Source organism: Pseudoalteromonas sp. 23_GOM-1509m (assembly GCF_000518425.1).
Lineage (GTDB): Bacteria > Pseudomonadota > Gammaproteobacteria > Enterobacterales > Alteromonadaceae > Pseudoalteromonas > Pseudoalteromonas tetraodonis.
In genome coordinates, this window is the sequence record NZ_KI912432.1 from 113435 (window position 1) to 131880 (window position 18446).

Sequence of the window (18446 nt, forward strand, 5' to 3'; positions counted from 1 at the left end):
AAAAAAGAAGGCAAGTGCGGCGAAGGTAAATGCGGTGAAGCTAAGGCCAAAAAAGAAGGCAAGTGTGGCGAAGGTAAATGCGGTGAAGCTAAAACCAAAAAAGAAGGTAAATGTGGCGAAGGTAAATGCGGTGGTCACTAAACTTTTCTTTTAAATACGTTAAGCTATAGGGCCTATTAGGCCCTTTTTATTTAATATGAGGTTTTATTATGGCTCACATTCAAACGCCTAACTTTGGCATGGTTGGCTTAGGCCTACGCAGGGAAATGCTAGATGAGCTAGACGGTGCTGTACCAAAACAAATTGAGTTTATGGAAGTGGCCCCAGAAAACTGGTTAAAGTTAGGTGGACGCTTTGAAAAGCAGTTCAAACAGTTAACCAATACTAATTATTTTGTTTGCCATGGTTTGTCACTTTCCATTGGCTCGCCTGAGCCATTAGACCTTGAATTTGTAAAGTCGTTAAAACCGTTTTTTGATACTCATAATATTAAAGTATACAGCGAGCATTTAAGTTATTGTTCAGGAAAAGGACACATGTATGACTTAATGCCGATCCCTTTCACTGAGGAGGCGGTTAACCATGTTGTTTCTCGGGTTAAACAGGTACAAGATATATTAGAGCGACCACTTGTGCTCGAAAATGTGTCTTATTATGGCGCGCCTGGACAACAGTTAACTGAGCTTGAATTTACAAACGCTATTTTAGAACAGGCTGATTGCCAGTTACTACTAGATGTAAATAATATTTATGTTAATTCAGTTAATCATGGCTACGATGCACATGCCTTTTTAGCTGCATTGCCAACTAACCGAATTGCTTATGCCCATGTTGCAGGGCATTACAACGAAGCCGAGGACTTGATTATAGATACTCATGGCGCCGATGTTATTGATCCGGTATGGCAGTTGCTCGATAGCGCTTATGAAACACATGGTGTATTTCCGACGCTGTTAGAGCGGGACTTTAATATTCCACCTATTAACGTGTTAACCGAAGAGCTGGATATAATTCATCAATTACAAGCAAAGCACCTGCAGCTGTTATCCACTGAGCAAAGTGCTTAAACAGTCCTATGCAGCTAGTAATAACAACAGCATGGTTTTAAAAGAGTATTAACTATGAGTTTTATCGATATTCAAAATGAGTTTATGGCTCATATTCGCCAGCCCAACACGAACCCTTGCCCAGCAGATGTTGAAGACAGACGTATGGCTATTTATCGGGAGCTTTTTTTTAATAATATTAATGGCTTTGTTTCATCTGCATTTCCAGTTTTAAAAACACTCTATAGTGAGCAACAGTGGCTATTACTGGTTCGTGAATTTTTTAGTGAACATGATTGCCAGTCTCCTTACTTTTTAGATATTGCTGAAGAGTTTATAACGTATTTAATGACAAGTTATGTGCCCAAAGAGTGCGACCCTGTGTTTATGCTAGCGCTGGCGCATTATGAATGGATTGAGCTTGATGTATCGGTAACTCAGGCTGACTTGGATGAGAGCGAACTGGTAACGAATCAATTAACCCAAAGCCCTTTATATTTATCTAAAACGGCACGTAACTTAAGCTATGAATTCCCCGTACAACATATTAGCGAAGCGTTTCAACCGCAACAGCCCTCTGAGCAGCCACATTATTTTGTGGTGTACAGAGATAAAGACGATGAAGTACAATTTTTAGCAACTAATGCGATGACCGCCATGCTGTTGTCTATTATTGACAATAACGCAGGAAGCACATTTGCGCATGTTTGCCAGCAAGTCAGTGAAAATGCACCTCAATTTAGCCTTGAGCAAATAACTCAAGGCGCATTAAGTACCCTAACGGCTATGGCACAGCGTCAAATTATAGTGACAAAAAATCAAGATTAAGCTCTTTATAGATTATTTCACATCGTCTATTATAACGCCTTTATTTGTTGTGCTTAATAAAAGGTTGTACCGATGTCAGATGATAAAGAGTTTAAAGACCCGTTTAATGCGGCTTACTTTTTTGCATTTTTAGCCGTGTTTGCTGGAATAGGGTGTTTAAATGCTATTTTAGGTTGGATCACCAGCTTGACGTAATTTTTGCTTTATTTCATAAGGCTGTTGTTTTCATCAGCCTTATATTTTTTTATCTTGTTTACCCTTCCTGAATTTTTATAACTACCGCAAACTCGCAATTTACGCTCACTTAAGGTTATAATCACCTGCTTTGTAATATGAACCATTGAGCAGTTAAAATTATGACTCAAGTAACACCAGCAATTATCAAAAACAGCATTACTACAATTGCTGATTACCCTAAAGCGGGCATTATGTTTCGCGATGTAACAACCCTAATGGCAAACCCTGAAGCGTTTAAAGCAACCATAGATGCATTTATTAACGCCTATAAAGATCAAGGTTTTACTAAAATTATTGGCACAGAATCGCGTGGCTTTATTTTTGGTGCACCGCTATCTTATGCCTTGGGAATTCCTTTTATCCCTGTTCGCAAACCTGGTAAATTACCGCGCGAAGTTATTCGCCAAGATTACCAACTCGAATATGGTGAAGATACATTAGAGCTTCATACTGATGCGATTGTAGCCGGTGATAAAGTATTGCTAGTTGACGACTTGTTGGCGACCGGTGGTACAATTGAAGCAACAGCCAAGTTGGTTGCAAAATTAGGCGGCAACGCCACAGATGCAGCATTCGTCGTATCGTTACCTGAACTAGGTGGGGAGCAGCGTGTTGAAAAAATGGGTATTAAAATCCTAAAATTGGTTGAATTCGAAGGCGAATAATCGATGAGTTATCAGGTTCTAGCGAGAAAATGGCGTCCTCAAACCTTTCATGAATTGGTTGGGCAGTCTCATGTTAAACAAGCGCTGGTTAATGCGCTGAGTCAAAATAGACTGCATCACGCTTATTTATTCACTGGAACCCGTGGTGTTGGTAAAACGACCATTGCGCGTATTTTTGCTAAAAGCTTAAATTGTGATGAGGGCATTTCTGCCACACCATGTGGTCAATGTAGTAGCTGTGTTGATATAGAAGCAGGGCGCTACATTGATTTACTCGAAATAGATGCGGCCTCACGCACAAAAGTTGAAGATACTCGCGAAATACTCGATAACGTTCAATATGCGCCAACCCGCGGACGCTACAAAGTGTACTTAATTGATGAAGTACACATGTTGTCAAAGCACAGCTTTAATGCCTTATTAAAAACGCTCGAAGAACCACCTGAGCATGTAAAGTTTTTACTGGCGACCACCGATCCACAAAAATTACCGGTAACTATTTTATCGCGCTGTTTACAGTTTAATTTAAATGCCTTGTCGCAAGCTGAAATTAAGCAACAGCTTGAGCATGTTCTTACACAAGAACAGCTCAATTTTGATAATGATGCCCTAAGTATTATTGCTAAAGCAGCCGATGGCAGTATGCGAGATGCGCTGAGCCTGACCGATCAGGCTATTGCTCAAACAAATGGCGATATTAATAATCAAGCTGTTCAAGCCATGCTTGGTTTAATGGATACCCATTATAGTCAGAGTTTACTCGCTGCATTACTCGCGCAGGATGGCGCAGCCTTAATGGCTGAAGTTGCCCAAGTCGCGAGCAGAAATCCTAATTACATTGCACTACTTGATGACTTAATTGCACTTACGCATATTATTCAATTAAGCCAATTAGTGCCTGAAGCGGCAGCACTTGATAGCAATAATACTGACTACATTAAGCATGTTGCAGCGCACACTCATGCTCAGCAAATTCAAGTGTATTATCAGTTATTGCTGAATGGCAAAAAAGATTTACAGTGGGCGCCTGAGCCACGCTTAGGGTTTGAGATGATTATGCTACGATTGTTAGCATTTCAACCTGAGCACTCTCAAACGACGCATTCAGCACCTAGCTCGCAACCCGCGCCAGAGCAAAATGCCACAGGGCGTACCAATGCATTGCGTGATATTTTAAATAAAAATAAACCAGCGCAGAGCAATAGCACTGAAAGTCAGCCATCAATACATAATCCACAGCCAATAGAGGCTGCTGAGCCTGAGGTTTCGCGCTCTGATAATAGCCCGACTCACATTGAGCAAGAGTCAACACAAAGTCAGCCAAACATGTCTGATACAACGCCAATGAGCGATGAACAAGCGCAGCGTCAAAGCGAAGATGATGCCTACATGCAGCACAGCGATGTAGAACAAACCATTGCAGCGCAATACGATGATGTAATGAGTAGCGCGGTTGACCAAGGATTTAATCCTGAGCTATCAAACGTACCTAGTAGCACTGAGCATTCAGCGCCAACAATGGGCGAGCAAGAAGCACGTGCACAGTCTGCAATAGCGCGTATTTTACGTGACAGAAATATTTCCGGTGCGGGCAAACTGTCAAGCGCAGCAACCGAAAAACCTGTTGTGCCAAAATCGACCCCTGCTAGGCCCGTCGATAAACCTATTAGCAATACACCTCAAGCTGTAGCGCAGGAGCCGCCTCCATGGGATAGTGAGACGGGTGATGAGTTACCAAAAAAGCCAGCGCTCCCCATGTCAGGGAGCAAGCCACAGGTAAGCACTAAACCTGCAAATAAAGTTGAGTTTAAAGCGAAGCACCAAACAATTACCGAAAATCTTGCACCTGAGCTATTAGAGCAAATTAATCCGCAAAAACCGGCTCCTGTTGTTGAACAAGCACCAAGTATTCCGGTGCCGGATGATTTTCAAAGCCCCATCAGTGAAATTAGATTTGCCCATCAACAAGATGAATGGGCTTATTTAATTAAGCGAATGGGGCTTGGCGGGCGCATGCGCCAGTTTGCCTTGCATTCAATTTTTACCAAGCAAGACAATCATTTTCATATTGAAGTGGATGAATCGCAAAAGCATTTAGATACGCCTATGTTGCGCCAAAAGTTAAATGTGGCGTTATCGACTATTTATGGACATAACGTTGAGCTAAATATCGACTTTGCCAGTGGGGTGATTGACTCGCCTTATTTAATTCAACAAAAAATTGATGCAGGTCGTCATCAGCAAGCGATTGATGTGATCACAAGTGATGAAAATATAGTACAATTTCAACAGTTATTTAGCGCTGAAATTGACGAAAACAGTATTCAGGCATTGTAATTAACTATCAGTGCCCTTATTTATACTCCAGTTAATGTATTAAAAGAAAGAGAGACGATTATGTTTAAAGGTGGAATGGGTAACATGATGAAGCAAGCGCAGCAAATGCAAGAGCGCATGCAAAAAGCCCAAGAAGAAATCGCAACAATGGAAGTGGTTGGTGAAGCTGGTGCCGGTTTAGTTAAAGTAACCATGCTTGGTAACCACAACGTGCGCCGTGTTGAGCTTGATGAGAGCTTAATGGAAGACGACAAAGACATGATTGAAGATTTATTAGCAGCAGCGTGTAATGATGCTGTTCGCCGTGTTGCTGAAGAAACGCAAGAGCGTATGGGCAAAGTGACAGGCGGTATGCAATTACCACCTGGTATGAAAATGCCGTTCTAAGCAACTATGCAACTTTCAGATAGTTTAACATCGCTTATTGAAGCACTGCGTTGTCAGCCCGGCATCGGTCCGAAGTCTGCCCAGCGTATTGCGTTTCATTTGTTAGAGCGCGACCGTAAAGGCGGTGCTCAACTTGGTAATGCCTTGACTAAAGCAATGAGCGCTGTAGGTCATTGCCAATCGTGCCGCACATTTACCGAGCAGGCGCAGTGTGATATTTGCTTAAGCACTAAACGCCAAGACAGTGGTATTTTATGTGTTGTTGAATCGCCAACGGATGTACTCGCCATTGAGCAAACAGGTCAATACAAAGGGCTTTACTTTGTATTAATGGGGCATTTATCACCGATTGATGGCATAGGGCCTAAAGAAATTGGCCTTGATGTACTCGAGCAAAAGCTTGCGCAAGGCGGTATTAATGAAGTCATTTTAGCCACAAATCCTTCGGTTGAAGGCGAAACAACGGCGCATTATATTGCTCAGCTTTGCCACAAAAACAATGTGGGTGCATCGCGTATTGCTCATGGTATTCCTGTTGGTGGTGAGCTTGATTTAGTCGATGGAATGACGCTTATGCATGCATTTAGCGGTAGGCGATTAGTGGCTCAAGAATAAAGCTATTTGTTAGTTATTAAATAAACCTGCATTTACTTATGTTGTGCAGGTTTTTTTGTAGCTTAAAAAGCGCAAAGTCCCCGTTTTAAGCTGTTGAATATAAAATTAATACTCATTAAATTAGATGTAGCTACCACGCTACGCCTTCCTGATTTAAATTAAATAACCGCTTTATAAACTAAAAAAGTAGCCTTAAGTGCTGTAACGAACAGAGCCTATGCTTTTTTTACAGTAAGTTATAAGTCTCGGCTTTTTACATGCACGTAATTGGCGAGAACTCAGAGGTTATTATGCAAAATCCAACTCATGATAAAAACGCGGGCGATAAAAAGTCTGCTGAAACACTCAAAAAAGAAGCGGCAAATAAGCACCCGGCTCAAAAGTCTGATAAGCAAAAATCGACGATCAAACCAGAGAAAAAGTAATTGAGTCTGAACAATTTAATATTGAGCTAACACTGTCTTATTTTTCTTTGTGTGTTAAAAACGACAGTCATTATTGTCGCAAATTAAAGGAATATAAGGTTTAAACAAGGACGTCGGCGACAATAATACCTCATACTAATAGGGCCTGATGGTGTTTTGTTAGACCCTATTTCTCAATCATTATGAGAACGCTATGCCTCCTATCAGCGAAAATAACGACAAGCATCATGCCATCAAGCGCGGCCCCAGCGACTTTGCTAACGTAATAAATCGTTTTATAAATCAGTATCAACAGCTATTCGCTAACGCAAAATATAAAGCCATACTCAGCGTATTGCTTATATTATTTTTAATTATGAGTATATATACCGCTTTATTTACTGTGCCGAGTGACTCGGTTGCCGTGATACTCAGATTTGGTAAATTTTCTACTGTTTTACCATCAGGTTTACACTTCAAATTGCCCCTAGGGATTGACAAGGTAACTATCGTGCCCACTAAACGGCAGCTCAAACAGGAGTTTGGCTTTTCTACCCCAGGCGCCACCGATCCAAATCAAAATATGGCGATTGGTAACCAGAGTGGTTTTTTCCGTCAGCGTCAATCGGTAATACTACGAAACCAAATTGGGGAAACCCAAATGGTAACCGGTGACTTAAATACGGCGCTAGTTGAGTGGGTTATTCAGTACCGGATAGCCGATCCTAAAAAATATTTATTTGAAGTGCGCGATCCGGCGGGCACGTTACGTTATGTGTCGGAATCCGTAATGCGAGAAGTGGTGGGCGATCGCACTGTGGATGAAGTCATTACTATTGGTCGCCAAGAAATCGAAGTTGAAGCGCTTCGCAAAATGCAAGCACTGGCAAGTAAGTACGTTATGGGCATTAGTATTGACCAAGTACAATTAAAAAATATTAATCCGCCTAAAGCCGTTCAAGCGTCATTTAACGAAGTAAATCAGGCGCAACAAGAAAAAGAAAAACTGATCAACGAAGCGCGTCGTGACTATAACCGCATTATTCCTTTGGCTGAAGGAGAGCGAGATCAGCGAATACGCGAAGCCGATGGTTATCGAATTAAACGAATTAACGAGGCAAAAGGCGACACACTGCGTTTTAATGCATTATTTGCAGAGTTTATGCAGGCTCCCGAAGTGACTCGTCGGCGAATTTATCTAGAGGCTATGCAACACGTTCTGCCAACAGTTAATAATAAAATTATTATTGATAGTAATGCTATCGACGTATTACCGCTGTTAAACCTGACGCCATTAAAAGGTGAACAACCATGAGACATTTTTTATTGTTTATTCTTGGTATTGTAATCGCTTTTTTATTAGCGGCGTTAAATAATGCGTTATATACGGTGAATGAGGTTGAGCAAGTGATCATCACTCAGTTTGGTCGCCCTGTTGGCGAGCCGGTAACTGATGCGGGAATTAAAATTAAACTGCCTTTTATTCAGCAAGTTAATATTATTGATAAACGGGTATTAGAGTGGGAGGGAACACCCTCTGATATGCCTACCAAAGACAAGCTCTATATTTCAGTTAGCTTGTTTGCTCGTTGGCAGGTAACAGATGCACTGCAATATTTTTTGCGTTTGGGGGATGAGCGCAGTGCGCAATCGAGACTTGATGATATTTTTGGCAGTGAAACGCGTAATGCAGTTGCTAAGCATGAATTAATTGAGATTATTCGTACGACTAAAAATCGCCAACCGCTGCGAGATAAATTGCTAACAGAGGCTGAAAAAGCACAAAACATTGGCAGCTTAGTGCCTATAAAAATAGGCCGCTTGCTCATCGAAGAGGATATATTTAATGCAGCGGCTAAAAAGGTCAAAGTATTTGGCATTGCGCTTTTAGATATTCGTTTTAAACGAATTAATTACAATGAAAGTGTGAGGCCTAAAATTTATGAGCGGATGATCAGCGAACGTCGCCAAATAGCCGAACGCTTTTTGTCAGAAGGAAAAGGAGAAGCCGCGCGAATACGCGGCAACCGTGAGCGCGATTTAAATAAAATTCAATCAGAAGCATACCGTCAAGTTGAAGAAATTCGCGGGTTAGCTGATGGCAAAGCAGCTGCTATTTACGCATCGGCTTATAATCAAAGTGATCAAGCGGTGGCATTTTATGCATTTACTCGTTCGTTGCAGGCCTATGAGCTTGCTCTTAGCAAAAATACGACACTGGTTTTATCAAGCCAAAGCGAATTATTTAGGTATTTACAAAACACACAAGTAAGTGAAACACCCGTAAAAAAGTAAAAAATAAGGTTATTAAGCACTTTTAAGCTAATTTATATACTTAACCAGCGTTTTTGTTATTTACAATAAATAAAGTTGCAGTGAATGTATCGTCACTAGCAACAAGGCGACGGGCCATGAAGCAAGCAAAGCAAATACATTCAGCAACTAAAAATAAAGCATATGTCAGCACGCCACAAAATGACAAAACGTCACAGCAAGGTTTAACAGCGAAGCAAGCGGCTGAGCGTCTCGCAGCCAATGGCCCTAATGTATTACCTGGCAGTGAACCTGAATCTAGTTTGGCTATGATTGTTAAAATACTCACAGAGCCAATGTTTTTAATGCTGTTAATTGCAGGGGGCATTTACCTTACCCTTGGAGATAGAACCGAAGCTTTGTTATTACTGGGGTTTGTGTTTGTCATTATTGCCATCACATTAATAGAACAGCGTAAGACTCAGCGTGCACTTGAATCTTTAAAAGATTTATCAGCTCCGCGAGCACTGGTTATTCGTGATGGTCAACAGCACCGAATTGCTGCAAATGAGTTAGTGTGTGGCGATCTGATCATACTCAAAGAGGGTGATAGGATAGGGGCCGATGTCATGCTGGTTGAAGGGCGTTTAGCGGTTAATGAATCATTGCTCACTGGCGAAGCGGTACCAGTACAAAAAACGCCGCAAGCAAAAAGTAAGCACAGTGATGTGTGTCTCGAACCCAACAAAGACCACCCCAGCGCGCTATTTGCCAGTACCATAGTAACCAGCGGCATTGGGCAGGCTGAAGTAATAGCCACCGGTGCAAAAACTGCGGTGGGGCGCATTGGTAACGATTTAGCCGCAACCAAAGAGTCACCTTTTGCATTGCAACAAGCATCAAGTAAACTGGTGCGATGGTTAGGGGCTTTGGCCTTATTAATTGCATGTGGGCAAATATTTTTGCTTTGGTGGTGGAATAATCAACCTATTCTAACAAGTTTGTTATCTGGTGTGGCCTTGGCTATGGCAACCTTGCCAGAAGAAATACCGGTGATCTTAACGGTATTTTTGGCTATGGGCGCTTGGCGTATTGCACAGCAAAAAGTACTTACCCGAAAAGTGTCCGCCGTTGAATCCTTAGGGGCTATTACCGTTTTAGCCGTAGATAAAACAGGCACATTAACACTTAACCGTATGCAAGTTGTTGAGCTGGCGACCTCGTCTTTAAATGGTGATGGGGATGTTTTCAATCCCGAGGGAGCCGAGCAGCTTCCCGAGACTTTTCACCAGTTGAGTGAATTTGCCATGTTAGCAACACCAGGCGACCCCTTTGATCCAATGGAAGAAGCGATAAAAGAGTTTAGTCAACGCTGGTTAGCTGGCACTGAACATGAACGAGATGGACGCCAACCTGAATTTGAATACCCGCTCACCGCTGATATTTTAGCGATGACTAAAGTGTTTCAAAGTACACAAAAGCATTCGCATATATTAGCCACCAAGGGGGCGCCAGAAGCCATAGCTGATTCATGCCACTTAAACTCAGCGCAACGAGCCATAATTACACAGCAAATAAAAACCATGGCGAAACGTGGCTTACGGGTATTAGGAGTCGCGCGAGGAAATTGGCATTCAACCAATGATAATGAACCGAATTGGCCAAGCTCGCAGCATGATTTTAATTTTACTTTTTTAGGACTGGTTGCATTGGCGGATCCGCCGCGCCCCGAAGTTCCACATGCAATTGCACAGTGTCGACGTGCAGGTATTCGAGTCATGATGATGACTGGCGATCACTCAGATACGGCCAAAGCGATTGCTAAACAAGTTGGCCTATCAGCGCGGGCAGAGGTTATTAGTGGCAATGAAATGAATAGCTTAGATGATGCCGCTTTGCTGAAGCGATTAAACAACGTGGATATATGCGCGCGGTTACAGCCACAGCATAAATTGCGTTTAGTGAATATACTCAAAGCCCATGGTGACGTTGTGGCAATGACCGGCGATGGGGTCAATGATGGGCCTGCACTTAAAGCCGCCGATATTGGTATTGCCATGGGTGAACGTGGAACTGATGTGGCACGTGAAGCGGCTGCTTTAGTGTTACTTGATGACAGTTTTACTCGCATTGTGAGTGCGATAGGCCAAGGTCGTCGTATTTATGAAAATATTCGTAAAGCGATTCGGTTTACTTTTGCGGTGCATGTGCCGATTATAGCTTTAGCGTTGTTACCAGGGGTAATGCATTGGCCTGCACTTTTATTGCCCGTACATATTGTTTTACTTGAACTGATTATTAACCCTGCCTGCTCCATCATATTTGAGGCCGAGCCACAATCAAGTCGATTAATGGATTGCCCACCACGTAAAACGACAGACTCGCCTTTTGGTTTTAAACACCTACTAACCGCAATTGTGCAAGGGCTTGGTATCGCGGCTTTGTTACTAAGCGCGTATGTTTGGATGAATGCACAGAGCTGGGATACCAACCGTAGTGGCAGTCTTATTGTGATCATGCTGATCTTAAGTGTGTATTTATTGATTCTCGCTAACCGCGATTTAACTCGACCCGCCATTATGGGGCTGTTTAGTGCGAACCCTTGGGTTTTAAAAACAGCGGGCGCTATTATATTGTTGCTGTTAGCATTTTTGTTTATCCCCTGGTTACGCTCGTTAATGGGCTTAGTTTACCCTATTGCTGAAGACTATGTAGTAGCAGTGAGTGTATTGTTTTTAATGGCCTTATGGCTTGAAGCTGCTCGTCGTATTAGCCTGCTGTGGAATAAGGCACACATCATCGATTAACCTTATGTTAGTTAGCGCACGGAAGCTAATTGATAACTCTCCTACACTCATAGGGTATTGCATACTGGATAATGAAATTAGCTTATTAAGGAGATATTACTGATGAATATTGATCGCTGGGTACTGCGAATTGCCGGATTTGTCGTGTTACTAAGTTTATTGTTATCACTACTCAGTAGTGTTTATTGGTTATGGTTAACTGCATTTGTTGGCTTTAACCTGCTGCAGTCATCATTTACTGGTTTTTGTCCTTTGGCTATTGCCTTGAAAAAAATGGGAGGGCATGCCAAGCCCGCCTTTGAGTAATAATCTTACCATTCGTTTGTCATTTTTCTGGTTTAAACCCTTTTTATTGTTGCAATTTATAGCCGCCTATTTTTGCTCTGTTACCTCTTATTTAGCTATTAAAAAGAGAGTTTCGTATCGTTGAAAAAACATAGCTGTAGTTGCAAAAACGATGAAGTTAATTTTTTAATAGGGAATTCGTTATGAGTAATATCACGTCAAACAAATACATTCGCTGGTTTGAAGAAGTTGCTATGGGCGATGTTGCTCATGTGGGAGGTAAAAATGCGTCTCTTGGCGAAATGTATCAACAATTGACCGCTCAAGGGGTGAGAGTGCCTAACGGTTTTGCTGTAACTGCAGAGGCTTATCGCTATGTGCTTGACGATAACAACGCGTGGCAAGCTTTGCATAGCGCACTAGATGACCTTAAACCAGACGACGTTCAAGACCTGCAACAGCGCGGCGCAAAAGCTCGCGCTATCATTGCGGCGTGTAAATTACCCAATGATCTTAAATTAGAAATACTTGGTCACTATAAAAAACTTAAACAACAATATGGGGATGACCTATCACTTGCGGTGCGCTCATCGGCGACTGCAGAAGATTCTCCTGAGGCATCATTTGCAGGGCAAAATGATAGTTATTTAAATATCAGTGGTGAGCAGACCCTACTAGATGCTTATTTACGCTGCTTAGTCTCAAATTTTACAGATCGCTCAATTCACTATAAATATGATAATCAATTTGACTACTTTAAAGTCGACTTGTGTGTCGTAATAATGAAAATGGTGCGCAGTGATATGAGTGCCAGTGGGGTGATGTTTTCTCTTGATACAGAGACAGGCTTTAAGGATGTTGTATTTATTAATGCGGCACTCGGTTTAGGCGAAAATATAGTACAAGGCACCATTGATCCAGATAGTTTTTATGTCCACAAACCGACCTATAATAAAGGCTATAGGGCTGTTTTAAAGCGCCGATTAGGTAAAAAAGAGCAAAAAATGATTTTTACCGATACGCTCAATAAGGACAATATTGCCGTTGAATATACCAGCAACATTAATACCAATGAGAGTGAGCAACGCCATTTTTGTATAACGGATGACGATGTCATGATCCTTGCTGACTACGCTATTAAGGTAGAAAACCATTATTCCAAACAAAAAGGGCAGTACAAGCCTATGGATATGGAGTGGGCAAAAGATGGACTCGATGGTCATATTTATATGGTACAGGCAAGGCCTGAAACTGTTGAATCCCGCAAAACCGATCATGTTTTAAAAATATATCACCTTAAAAATCAATCCTCTATTATTACTAAAGGGCAGGCAGTGGGCACCCGCATTGGCGCAGGGACTGTGCGTATTATTAATGATGTTAAAAACTTAAGTGAATTTAAACCAGGAGAAATACTGGTTACCGAAACCACCACTCCCGACTGGGAGCCGGTAATGAAAACCGCTGCCGCTGTTGTTACTAACCATGGCGGGCGTACTTGTCATGCAGCTATTGTTTCTCGTGAACTGGGGATCCCTGCAATTGTGGGTACAGATAACGGTGCAGATGTACTCACCAATGGCCAAGCAATTACAGTAAGCTGTGCACAAGGTGAAATTGGCTACGTATACGAGGGTATTTTACAGTTTAACGTAGAGGAAACCGATCTGAGTCATTTAGCCTCACCTAAAACCAAAATAATGATGAACTTAGGTAATCCAGATCAGGCTTTTGCGCTCGCCTCTTTACCTGTCGCAGGGATAGGGTTAGCGCGGATGGAATTTATTATTACTGAATTTATAAAAGCGCACCCCATGGCGCTTATTCACCCACAAAAAGTAGATGAGCAGACTCGTCAAGCCATCAATACACTCAGTGGTGCCTTTAAAACCCCCGTTGATTTTTTCATTAAAACGCTTTCAGAGGGGGTTGCTACCCTTGCTGCATCGATGTATCCAAAGCCATGTGTGGTAAGAATGAGTGATTTTAAAACCAATGAGTACGCCACATTGTTAGGCGGCAAACCTTTCGAACCGGTCGAATCAAATCCGATGATAGGTTTTCGAGGAGCGTCTCGTTATAGTCATCCGGATTATGCAGAAGGTTTCGCTTTAGAATGCGCCGCAATGAAACGAGTGCGTGACGAAATGGGGTTCACTAATGTGATTTTAATGATCCCATTTTGTCGACGAATAGCAGAAGGGGAGAAGGTATTAGCGACAATGGCAAAACAAGGTCTTGTTCGTGGGGAAAATGATCTGGCCATTTATGTAATGTGCGAAATACCTAATAACGTCATTTTAATTGACGAGTTTGCCAAGTTATTTGACGGTTTCTCGATTGGCTCAAATGACTTAACGCAGCTTACTTTAGGGGTCGACAGAGATTCAGAAGTGGTTGCTTTTGATTTTGATGAACGCGACGCAGGTGTAAAGCAAATGATTAAGTTAGCCGTTGAAGGAGCAAAGCGTAATGGTAAACATTCAGGAATTTGTGGCCAAGCGCCATCTGACTTCCCTGAAATTACCGAGTTTTTAGTAACGTTAGGCATAGACTCAATTAGCCTTACTCCAGATAGTGTTCTTAGTACGATTGAGCGCGTACTAAAAATAGAGCAACAGATGAATAAAAGTAAAGCATAAGGCTTTTATTGCTGAGCTTTTGCGGGCGCAATTGCTTGCTGTTCTCAGCTTATAAACATGGCTCAGCTAAAAACGATAAATACAGTTAGCCAATATTCAAAATTAACAATAAATAATACCTCGTGAGCGTGTTAGCGCACCGACCAAGTAAATGAACGGCTGTAAGTTAAAGCATTGCCTTTTGAATATAACGTAATAACTAAGCGACTTATTTTAACTGATGAGCTTTAATCGACAGGGATTTTATCATGAACAGTGATATACCGTATTTGGCTTTACAGACCGTAAGCGTGTTTTTTAAAGCTTATTTAAAGCGTCGTATTTTAGCGTTTATCAAAATCATCGTTATGGCTAGTTCGTTATTGAGTATTAACAATGCATTTGCTGAAACAGCAAACGATATTAATAAAGATGCTAGCCAGGCATTAGCTAATTTATATAAATCCAACAAGGTTGCTGATGAGTTATCAAAAAGAGCGGTCGCGGTTTTAGTTTTTCCAAATATTATTAAAGCGGGTTTAATATTTGATGGTAGTTATGGGGAAGGAGTATTAGGGTCTGTTGATCTTTCAAGGTTGAATTTGCAGCAGTTTGTTTGGTATTTAGGCAAGGCAGAGCCTATGTGGTGTGGTTATTCCCCATAAATAGGCGATAACGTAGCATCAATGCCAAACAGGCGCTGCCCGAAGGGTTCTGCCTAAGGGCCATTTACTCTTTGTTGCTCGGTTTTGACTTAGCCCACTAGGTTACAAACCTCGCGCCGCGATTAAACAGCCCCTAGTTTGAACAAATTTTAATCCGAAAAGATCAACAGACCCTAATTAAAAAGGCGAATATATTGGTTATTACAACTCAGTAGGTGGGCCTTGGGGCCCCCAAGCCGGGGCACAATCATATAGCTATGCGATTTTATTAATGACAAATAAAGCGGCAAAGTACCTTGAGGACTCCCGAGGGTGGGAAATTGGGGTTGGGCCAACAATGGTTGTTATAAATGAAGGCGCTGCTAAAAACCTCTCTTCGTTTACGTTCAAAGATGATACTTATGCATACGCGTTCATTTTTGATCAACAAAGCTTCATGCTTGAAGTGAGTATTGAAGGCACTAAGATTTCGCAGATAAACCGCTAAATTAAGTGCTTAATAACTTAATTAAGGTGCGTATCGGCATCTAACAATGTAAAAACTGAGCTGATTATGAAAGTACTTAACGATGTTATGCAAGCCATAAAGCGTGTCAGGGTACTCAATGGTTCGGTATCAAAGCAAAGCGCTAAACACCAAAGAGCGACCACGGGTATATCTCATGTTACTGCATCAAAAAAGCATAAGCGCAAGGTTGTTCCCGGGCAATTAGCAGGCATTGAGCATATTGGCGATATTATGACACCGCCAGCAATAGGCAGTGTTGATATTACCTATACTGACTACAGTGAAGCCCAAATAAAAACCGGCGACATTAGTGATATTGAAGCATTTTTAAAAGTGCCTCAGCCTGACTGGGTTAAAGTAAGGTGGCTGAATGTAAGTAACACACATCCTTATGTTGTAAGGCTATTTCAGCAACACTTTGGTTTTCATACCCTAACAGCCGAAGACGTATTACACGTTCCTCAGCGTCCCCGCATTGAGTTTTTTGATGATCATTTATTTGTAGTGTTGCGGATGTTAACACTGGGAAATGACACAAAAGAAGATGATTTAATTAATCCTACTCTTAACATTGAGCAGGTGAGTTTGTTTTTATACGACGGCGTAGTGCTTACCTTTCAAGAAGAGCCAGGAGATGTATGGCAACCGATTCGAGAGCGTTTAAAAACACAAAGTCGGCGTATCCGAAAAAATAATACGGGGTACCTACTGTATGCGTTGCTTGATGCTGTTGTTGATCACTGCTTTCCGGTGTTGGAACAATATGGTGAGCGACTTGAAGACTTAGAGCTTGTCACGCTTGAAAAGCCCACACCGCAAGTGTTGCACCAAATTCATCGGATCAAACGTGAACTTGCCTTGTTACGACGTATTGTATGGCCGATGCGAGAAGTTATCGATCAATTATATCGTGAAGAGGGAGGCAGAATTGATGATGCTACACGTCCTTATTTAAGGGATGTGTATGAACATAATATTCAGATAGTTGAAATTATCGAGTCATATCGTGAAATGGCCAGTGGTTTAACAGACTTATACATGTCTGCAATGTCTAACCGAATGAATGAAATTATGAAGCTACTTACCATTATGTCATCGGTTTTTATTCCATTAACTTTTATTGCGGGTATTTACGGTATGAACTTTAAATATATGCCGGAGTTAACGTGGTATTGGGCTTATCCCGCTATTTGGGGGATTTTTGTTTTGTTAACTATCGTCATGGTGTTTTATTTTTGGCGAAAAGGATGGTTAAGCAAGGCGTAACTTAATAAATAACCTGAACAAATACACAGCGTTGGTAGAGCTAAAAATTACCAATAGCGCTACACCTTAAATATGTAAAGAGGAAATAATCATGAAAACGTATTTTGCACTAATACTTATAATTACCTTGAGTTCTTTTACGGTTATGGCACATGAAAATGAAAACCGAGAAAGTAATCGTCAGATGATGATGGGTGAGATGATGAAACACCGTGGCCACCTTAATATGGAGCCTAGAATGCAAGAAATGATGTTAGTGATGAAACAAATTGGCAGTGAAAATAATCAGCAATCACGTGATTTACTGATGCAAAAGCACATGAAATTAATGCGTGAAAATATGCAACTGATTAACGATACCAGCCAATACAGTGACGATATTGAAGATATGTCATCAGCCCAGATAAGTGAGCGCATGCAAATGATGGAAGAACGTACTAAGGTGATGCAGTTGATGATGGAGCAAATGCTACACCATAGTAATTACAGCAATGTGCGAGCTCAAACAACAGACAACCCGAAATGAACAGGTGCCTAGATAAGGTTATATTGCTGTGCTGAGCAACGTTGCCTTATATGGGCTAGAGAATTACCATGACGTATTCTTAAAAAATGATTAAAATGATCATCAGGCAAGGCTACAAAGTTTTTCCTAGTAAAAAAATGGTTAATTTAATCATTTTGAGTGTTTATCAAGGAATAGTGTATGTCTGATTTTAGCCCATCGGCTAATGCCATTATTGATGATTTTGTTGCGCCTGTTTGTCAGGGCGAAGTGGAAATAATCTATCAAGATGAGGCGCTTTTAGTGATCAATAAACCTAGCGGTTTATTGAGTTTGTCGGGTAAAAACCCACTAAATTGGGATTCCGTTCATTATAGGCTTGTTAATGGTCAACAGGGTAAAACAGCCGCCTTTGCAGAAGCAAAGTTACCTCATCGATTAGATTTTGGAACCTCAGGGATCATGCTGGTGGCACTCAATAGTGAGTCGGCAAAAAACCTCAATCAACAATTTCAAAGTCACACCATAAGCAAACGCTATGTCGCTATGTTGCAAGGAAAAGTGTGTGATAAACACGGACAAATAAATTACCCGATTGCTAAAGACAAACTCCATTTTCCTCGTGTTAAATTATGTAACACCACAGGCAAAGCGGCCTTAACACACTACACAGTACTTAAGCGTTTTATACAACCAATCAAGACGTTAGTGCAATTTACCCCCGTTACTGGTCGAACGCATCAATTACGTATTCATAGTCATGCAATTGGGCATCCTATTTTAGGCTGCGATTTGTATAAAAGTGAACAGAGTGAGCAGATGGCGTCGCGTTTGCAGTTACATGCCAGCGATATATACTTTCATCATCCAAGCACTCAAAAGCCGATGCATTTACACTGTGCTAGCCCATTTTGAACAGATATTGTTTTTTATAATAATGTTGTTTTTTGCGGGCAGCTTTTTTTACTTTTTTCCCTTGAAGTTCTCACACCTCCCCCCATATTAAGTGCATAACGC

At 41.4% G+C, this 18446-nt stretch carries 19 protein-coding genes; all 19 read left to right on the forward strand.

All coding sequences use genetic code 11. The features are described from left to right. Window positions 1-141 (forward strand): HvfA family oxazolone/thioamide-modified RiPP metallophore (locus N523_RS19735; protein ID WP_442960092.1); only part of this gene is annotated, 141 nt, incomplete at its 5' end. 68 nt (window positions 142-209) lie between these two features. Further along, window positions 210-1067, forward strand: coding sequence for an HvfB family MNIO-type RiPP peptide maturase (locus N523_RS0111105; protein WP_028835058.1), 858 nt, complete (start codon window positions 210-212; stop codon window positions 1065-1067). A gap of 54 nt (window positions 1068-1121) precedes the next feature. After that, window positions 1122-1874, forward strand: a complete 753-nt coding sequence (locus N523_RS0111110) for an HvfC family RiPP maturation protein (protein ID WP_028835059.1) — start codon at window positions 1122-1124, stop codon at window positions 1872-1874. Between the two features lie 72 nt (window positions 1875-1946). Next, window positions 1947-2069 carry a hypothetical protein gene (locus N523_RS19700; protein ID WP_255314607.1) on the forward strand — a complete coding sequence of 41 codons (123 nt, stop codon included), beginning with the start codon at window positions 1947-1949 and terminating at the stop codon, window positions 2067-2069. 161 nt (window positions 2070-2230) lie between these two features. Then, window positions 2231-2776 (forward strand): adenine phosphoribosyltransferase, encoded by a 546-nt coding sequence (gene apt, locus N523_RS0111120; RefSeq protein WP_013465193.1) that lies wholly within the window; start codon window positions 2231-2233, stop codon window positions 2774-2776. Window positions 2777-2779: 3 nt separating this feature from the next. Then, on the forward strand, window positions 2780-5113 hold the full coding sequence (dnaX, locus tag N523_RS0111125; RefSeq protein ID WP_028835060.1) for a DNA polymerase III subunit gamma/tau: 2334 nt from the start codon (window positions 2780-2782) through the stop codon (window positions 5111-5113). Window positions 5114-5173: 60 nt separating this feature from the next. Further along, complete coding sequence (locus tag N523_RS0111130; protein WP_010388590.1) at window positions 5174-5500, forward strand: YbaB/EbfC family nucleoid-associated protein; 327 nt, start codon at window positions 5174-5176, stop codon at window positions 5498-5500. Between the two features lie 6 nt (window positions 5501-5506). Beyond that, window positions 5507-6115 (forward strand): recombination mediator RecR, encoded by a 609-nt coding sequence (gene recR / locus N523_RS0111135; protein ID WP_028835061.1) that lies wholly within the window; start codon window positions 5507-5509, stop codon window positions 6113-6115. Between the two features lie 290 nt (window positions 6116-6405). After that, window positions 6406-6540 carry a hypothetical protein gene (locus N523_RS19705; protein ID WP_268746942.1) on the forward strand — a complete coding sequence of 45 codons (135 nt, stop codon included), beginning with the start codon at window positions 6406-6408 and terminating at the stop codon, window positions 6538-6540. Between the two features lie 355 nt (window positions 6541-6895). Then, complete coding sequence (hflK, locus tag N523_RS0111145; RefSeq protein ID WP_442960090.1) at window positions 6896-7834, forward strand: FtsH protease activity modulator HflK; 939 nt, start codon at window positions 6896-6898, stop codon at window positions 7832-7834. Continuing rightward, entirely contained in the window at window positions 7831-8814 is a 984-nt protein-coding gene (gene hflC, locus N523_RS0111150; RefSeq protein WP_028835063.1) for a protease modulator HflC, read from the forward strand. Before hflK ends, hflC begins: the two co-directional genes overlap by 4 nt. A 116-nt stretch (window positions 8815-8930) precedes the next feature. Further along, a complete protein-coding gene (locus N523_RS0111155) occupies window positions 8931-11579 on the forward strand; it encodes a cation-translocating P-type ATPase (protein WP_081745124.1) in 2649 nt (882 codons plus the stop codon). 102 nt (window positions 11580-11681) lie between these two features. After that, complete coding sequence (locus N523_RS0111160; RefSeq protein WP_028835065.1) at window positions 11682-11885, forward strand: YgaP family membrane protein; 204 nt, start codon at window positions 11682-11684, stop codon at window positions 11883-11885. Between the two features lie 182 nt (window positions 11886-12067). After that, the gene (gene ppsA, locus N523_RS0111165) at window positions 12068-14506 is read left to right on the forward strand and encodes a phosphoenolpyruvate synthase (RefSeq protein WP_028835066.1); all 2439 of its coding nucleotides are present in this window, start codon (window positions 12068-12070) and stop codon (window positions 14504-14506) included. Between the two features lie 248 nt (window positions 14507-14754). Then, a complete protein-coding gene (locus N523_RS19035; protein WP_028835067.1) occupies window positions 14755-15150 on the forward strand; it encodes a hypothetical protein in 396 nt (131 codons plus the stop codon). A 271-nt stretch (window positions 15151-15421) separates the two neighbouring features. Then, window positions 15422-15637, forward strand: coding sequence for a hypothetical protein (locus tag N523_RS19040; RefSeq protein ID WP_051440323.1), 216 nt, complete (start codon window positions 15422-15424; stop codon window positions 15635-15637). A gap of 66 nt (window positions 15638-15703) precedes the next feature. Continuing rightward, a complete protein-coding gene (gene corA / locus N523_RS0111180) occupies window positions 15704-16924 on the forward strand; it encodes a magnesium/cobalt transporter CorA (protein ID WP_231485819.1) in 1221 nt (406 codons plus the stop codon). 91 nt (window positions 16925-17015) lie between these two features. Then, the gene (locus tag N523_RS0111185) at window positions 17016-17450 is read left to right on the forward strand and encodes a hypothetical protein (protein WP_028835069.1); all 435 of its coding nucleotides are present in this window, start codon (window positions 17016-17018) and stop codon (window positions 17448-17450) included. Between the two features lie 180 nt (window positions 17451-17630). After that, complete coding sequence (locus N523_RS0111190; protein ID WP_028835070.1) at window positions 17631-18344, forward strand: RluA family pseudouridine synthase; 714 nt, start codon at window positions 17631-17633, stop codon at window positions 18342-18344. Window positions 18345-18446 lie beyond the last annotated feature (102 nt).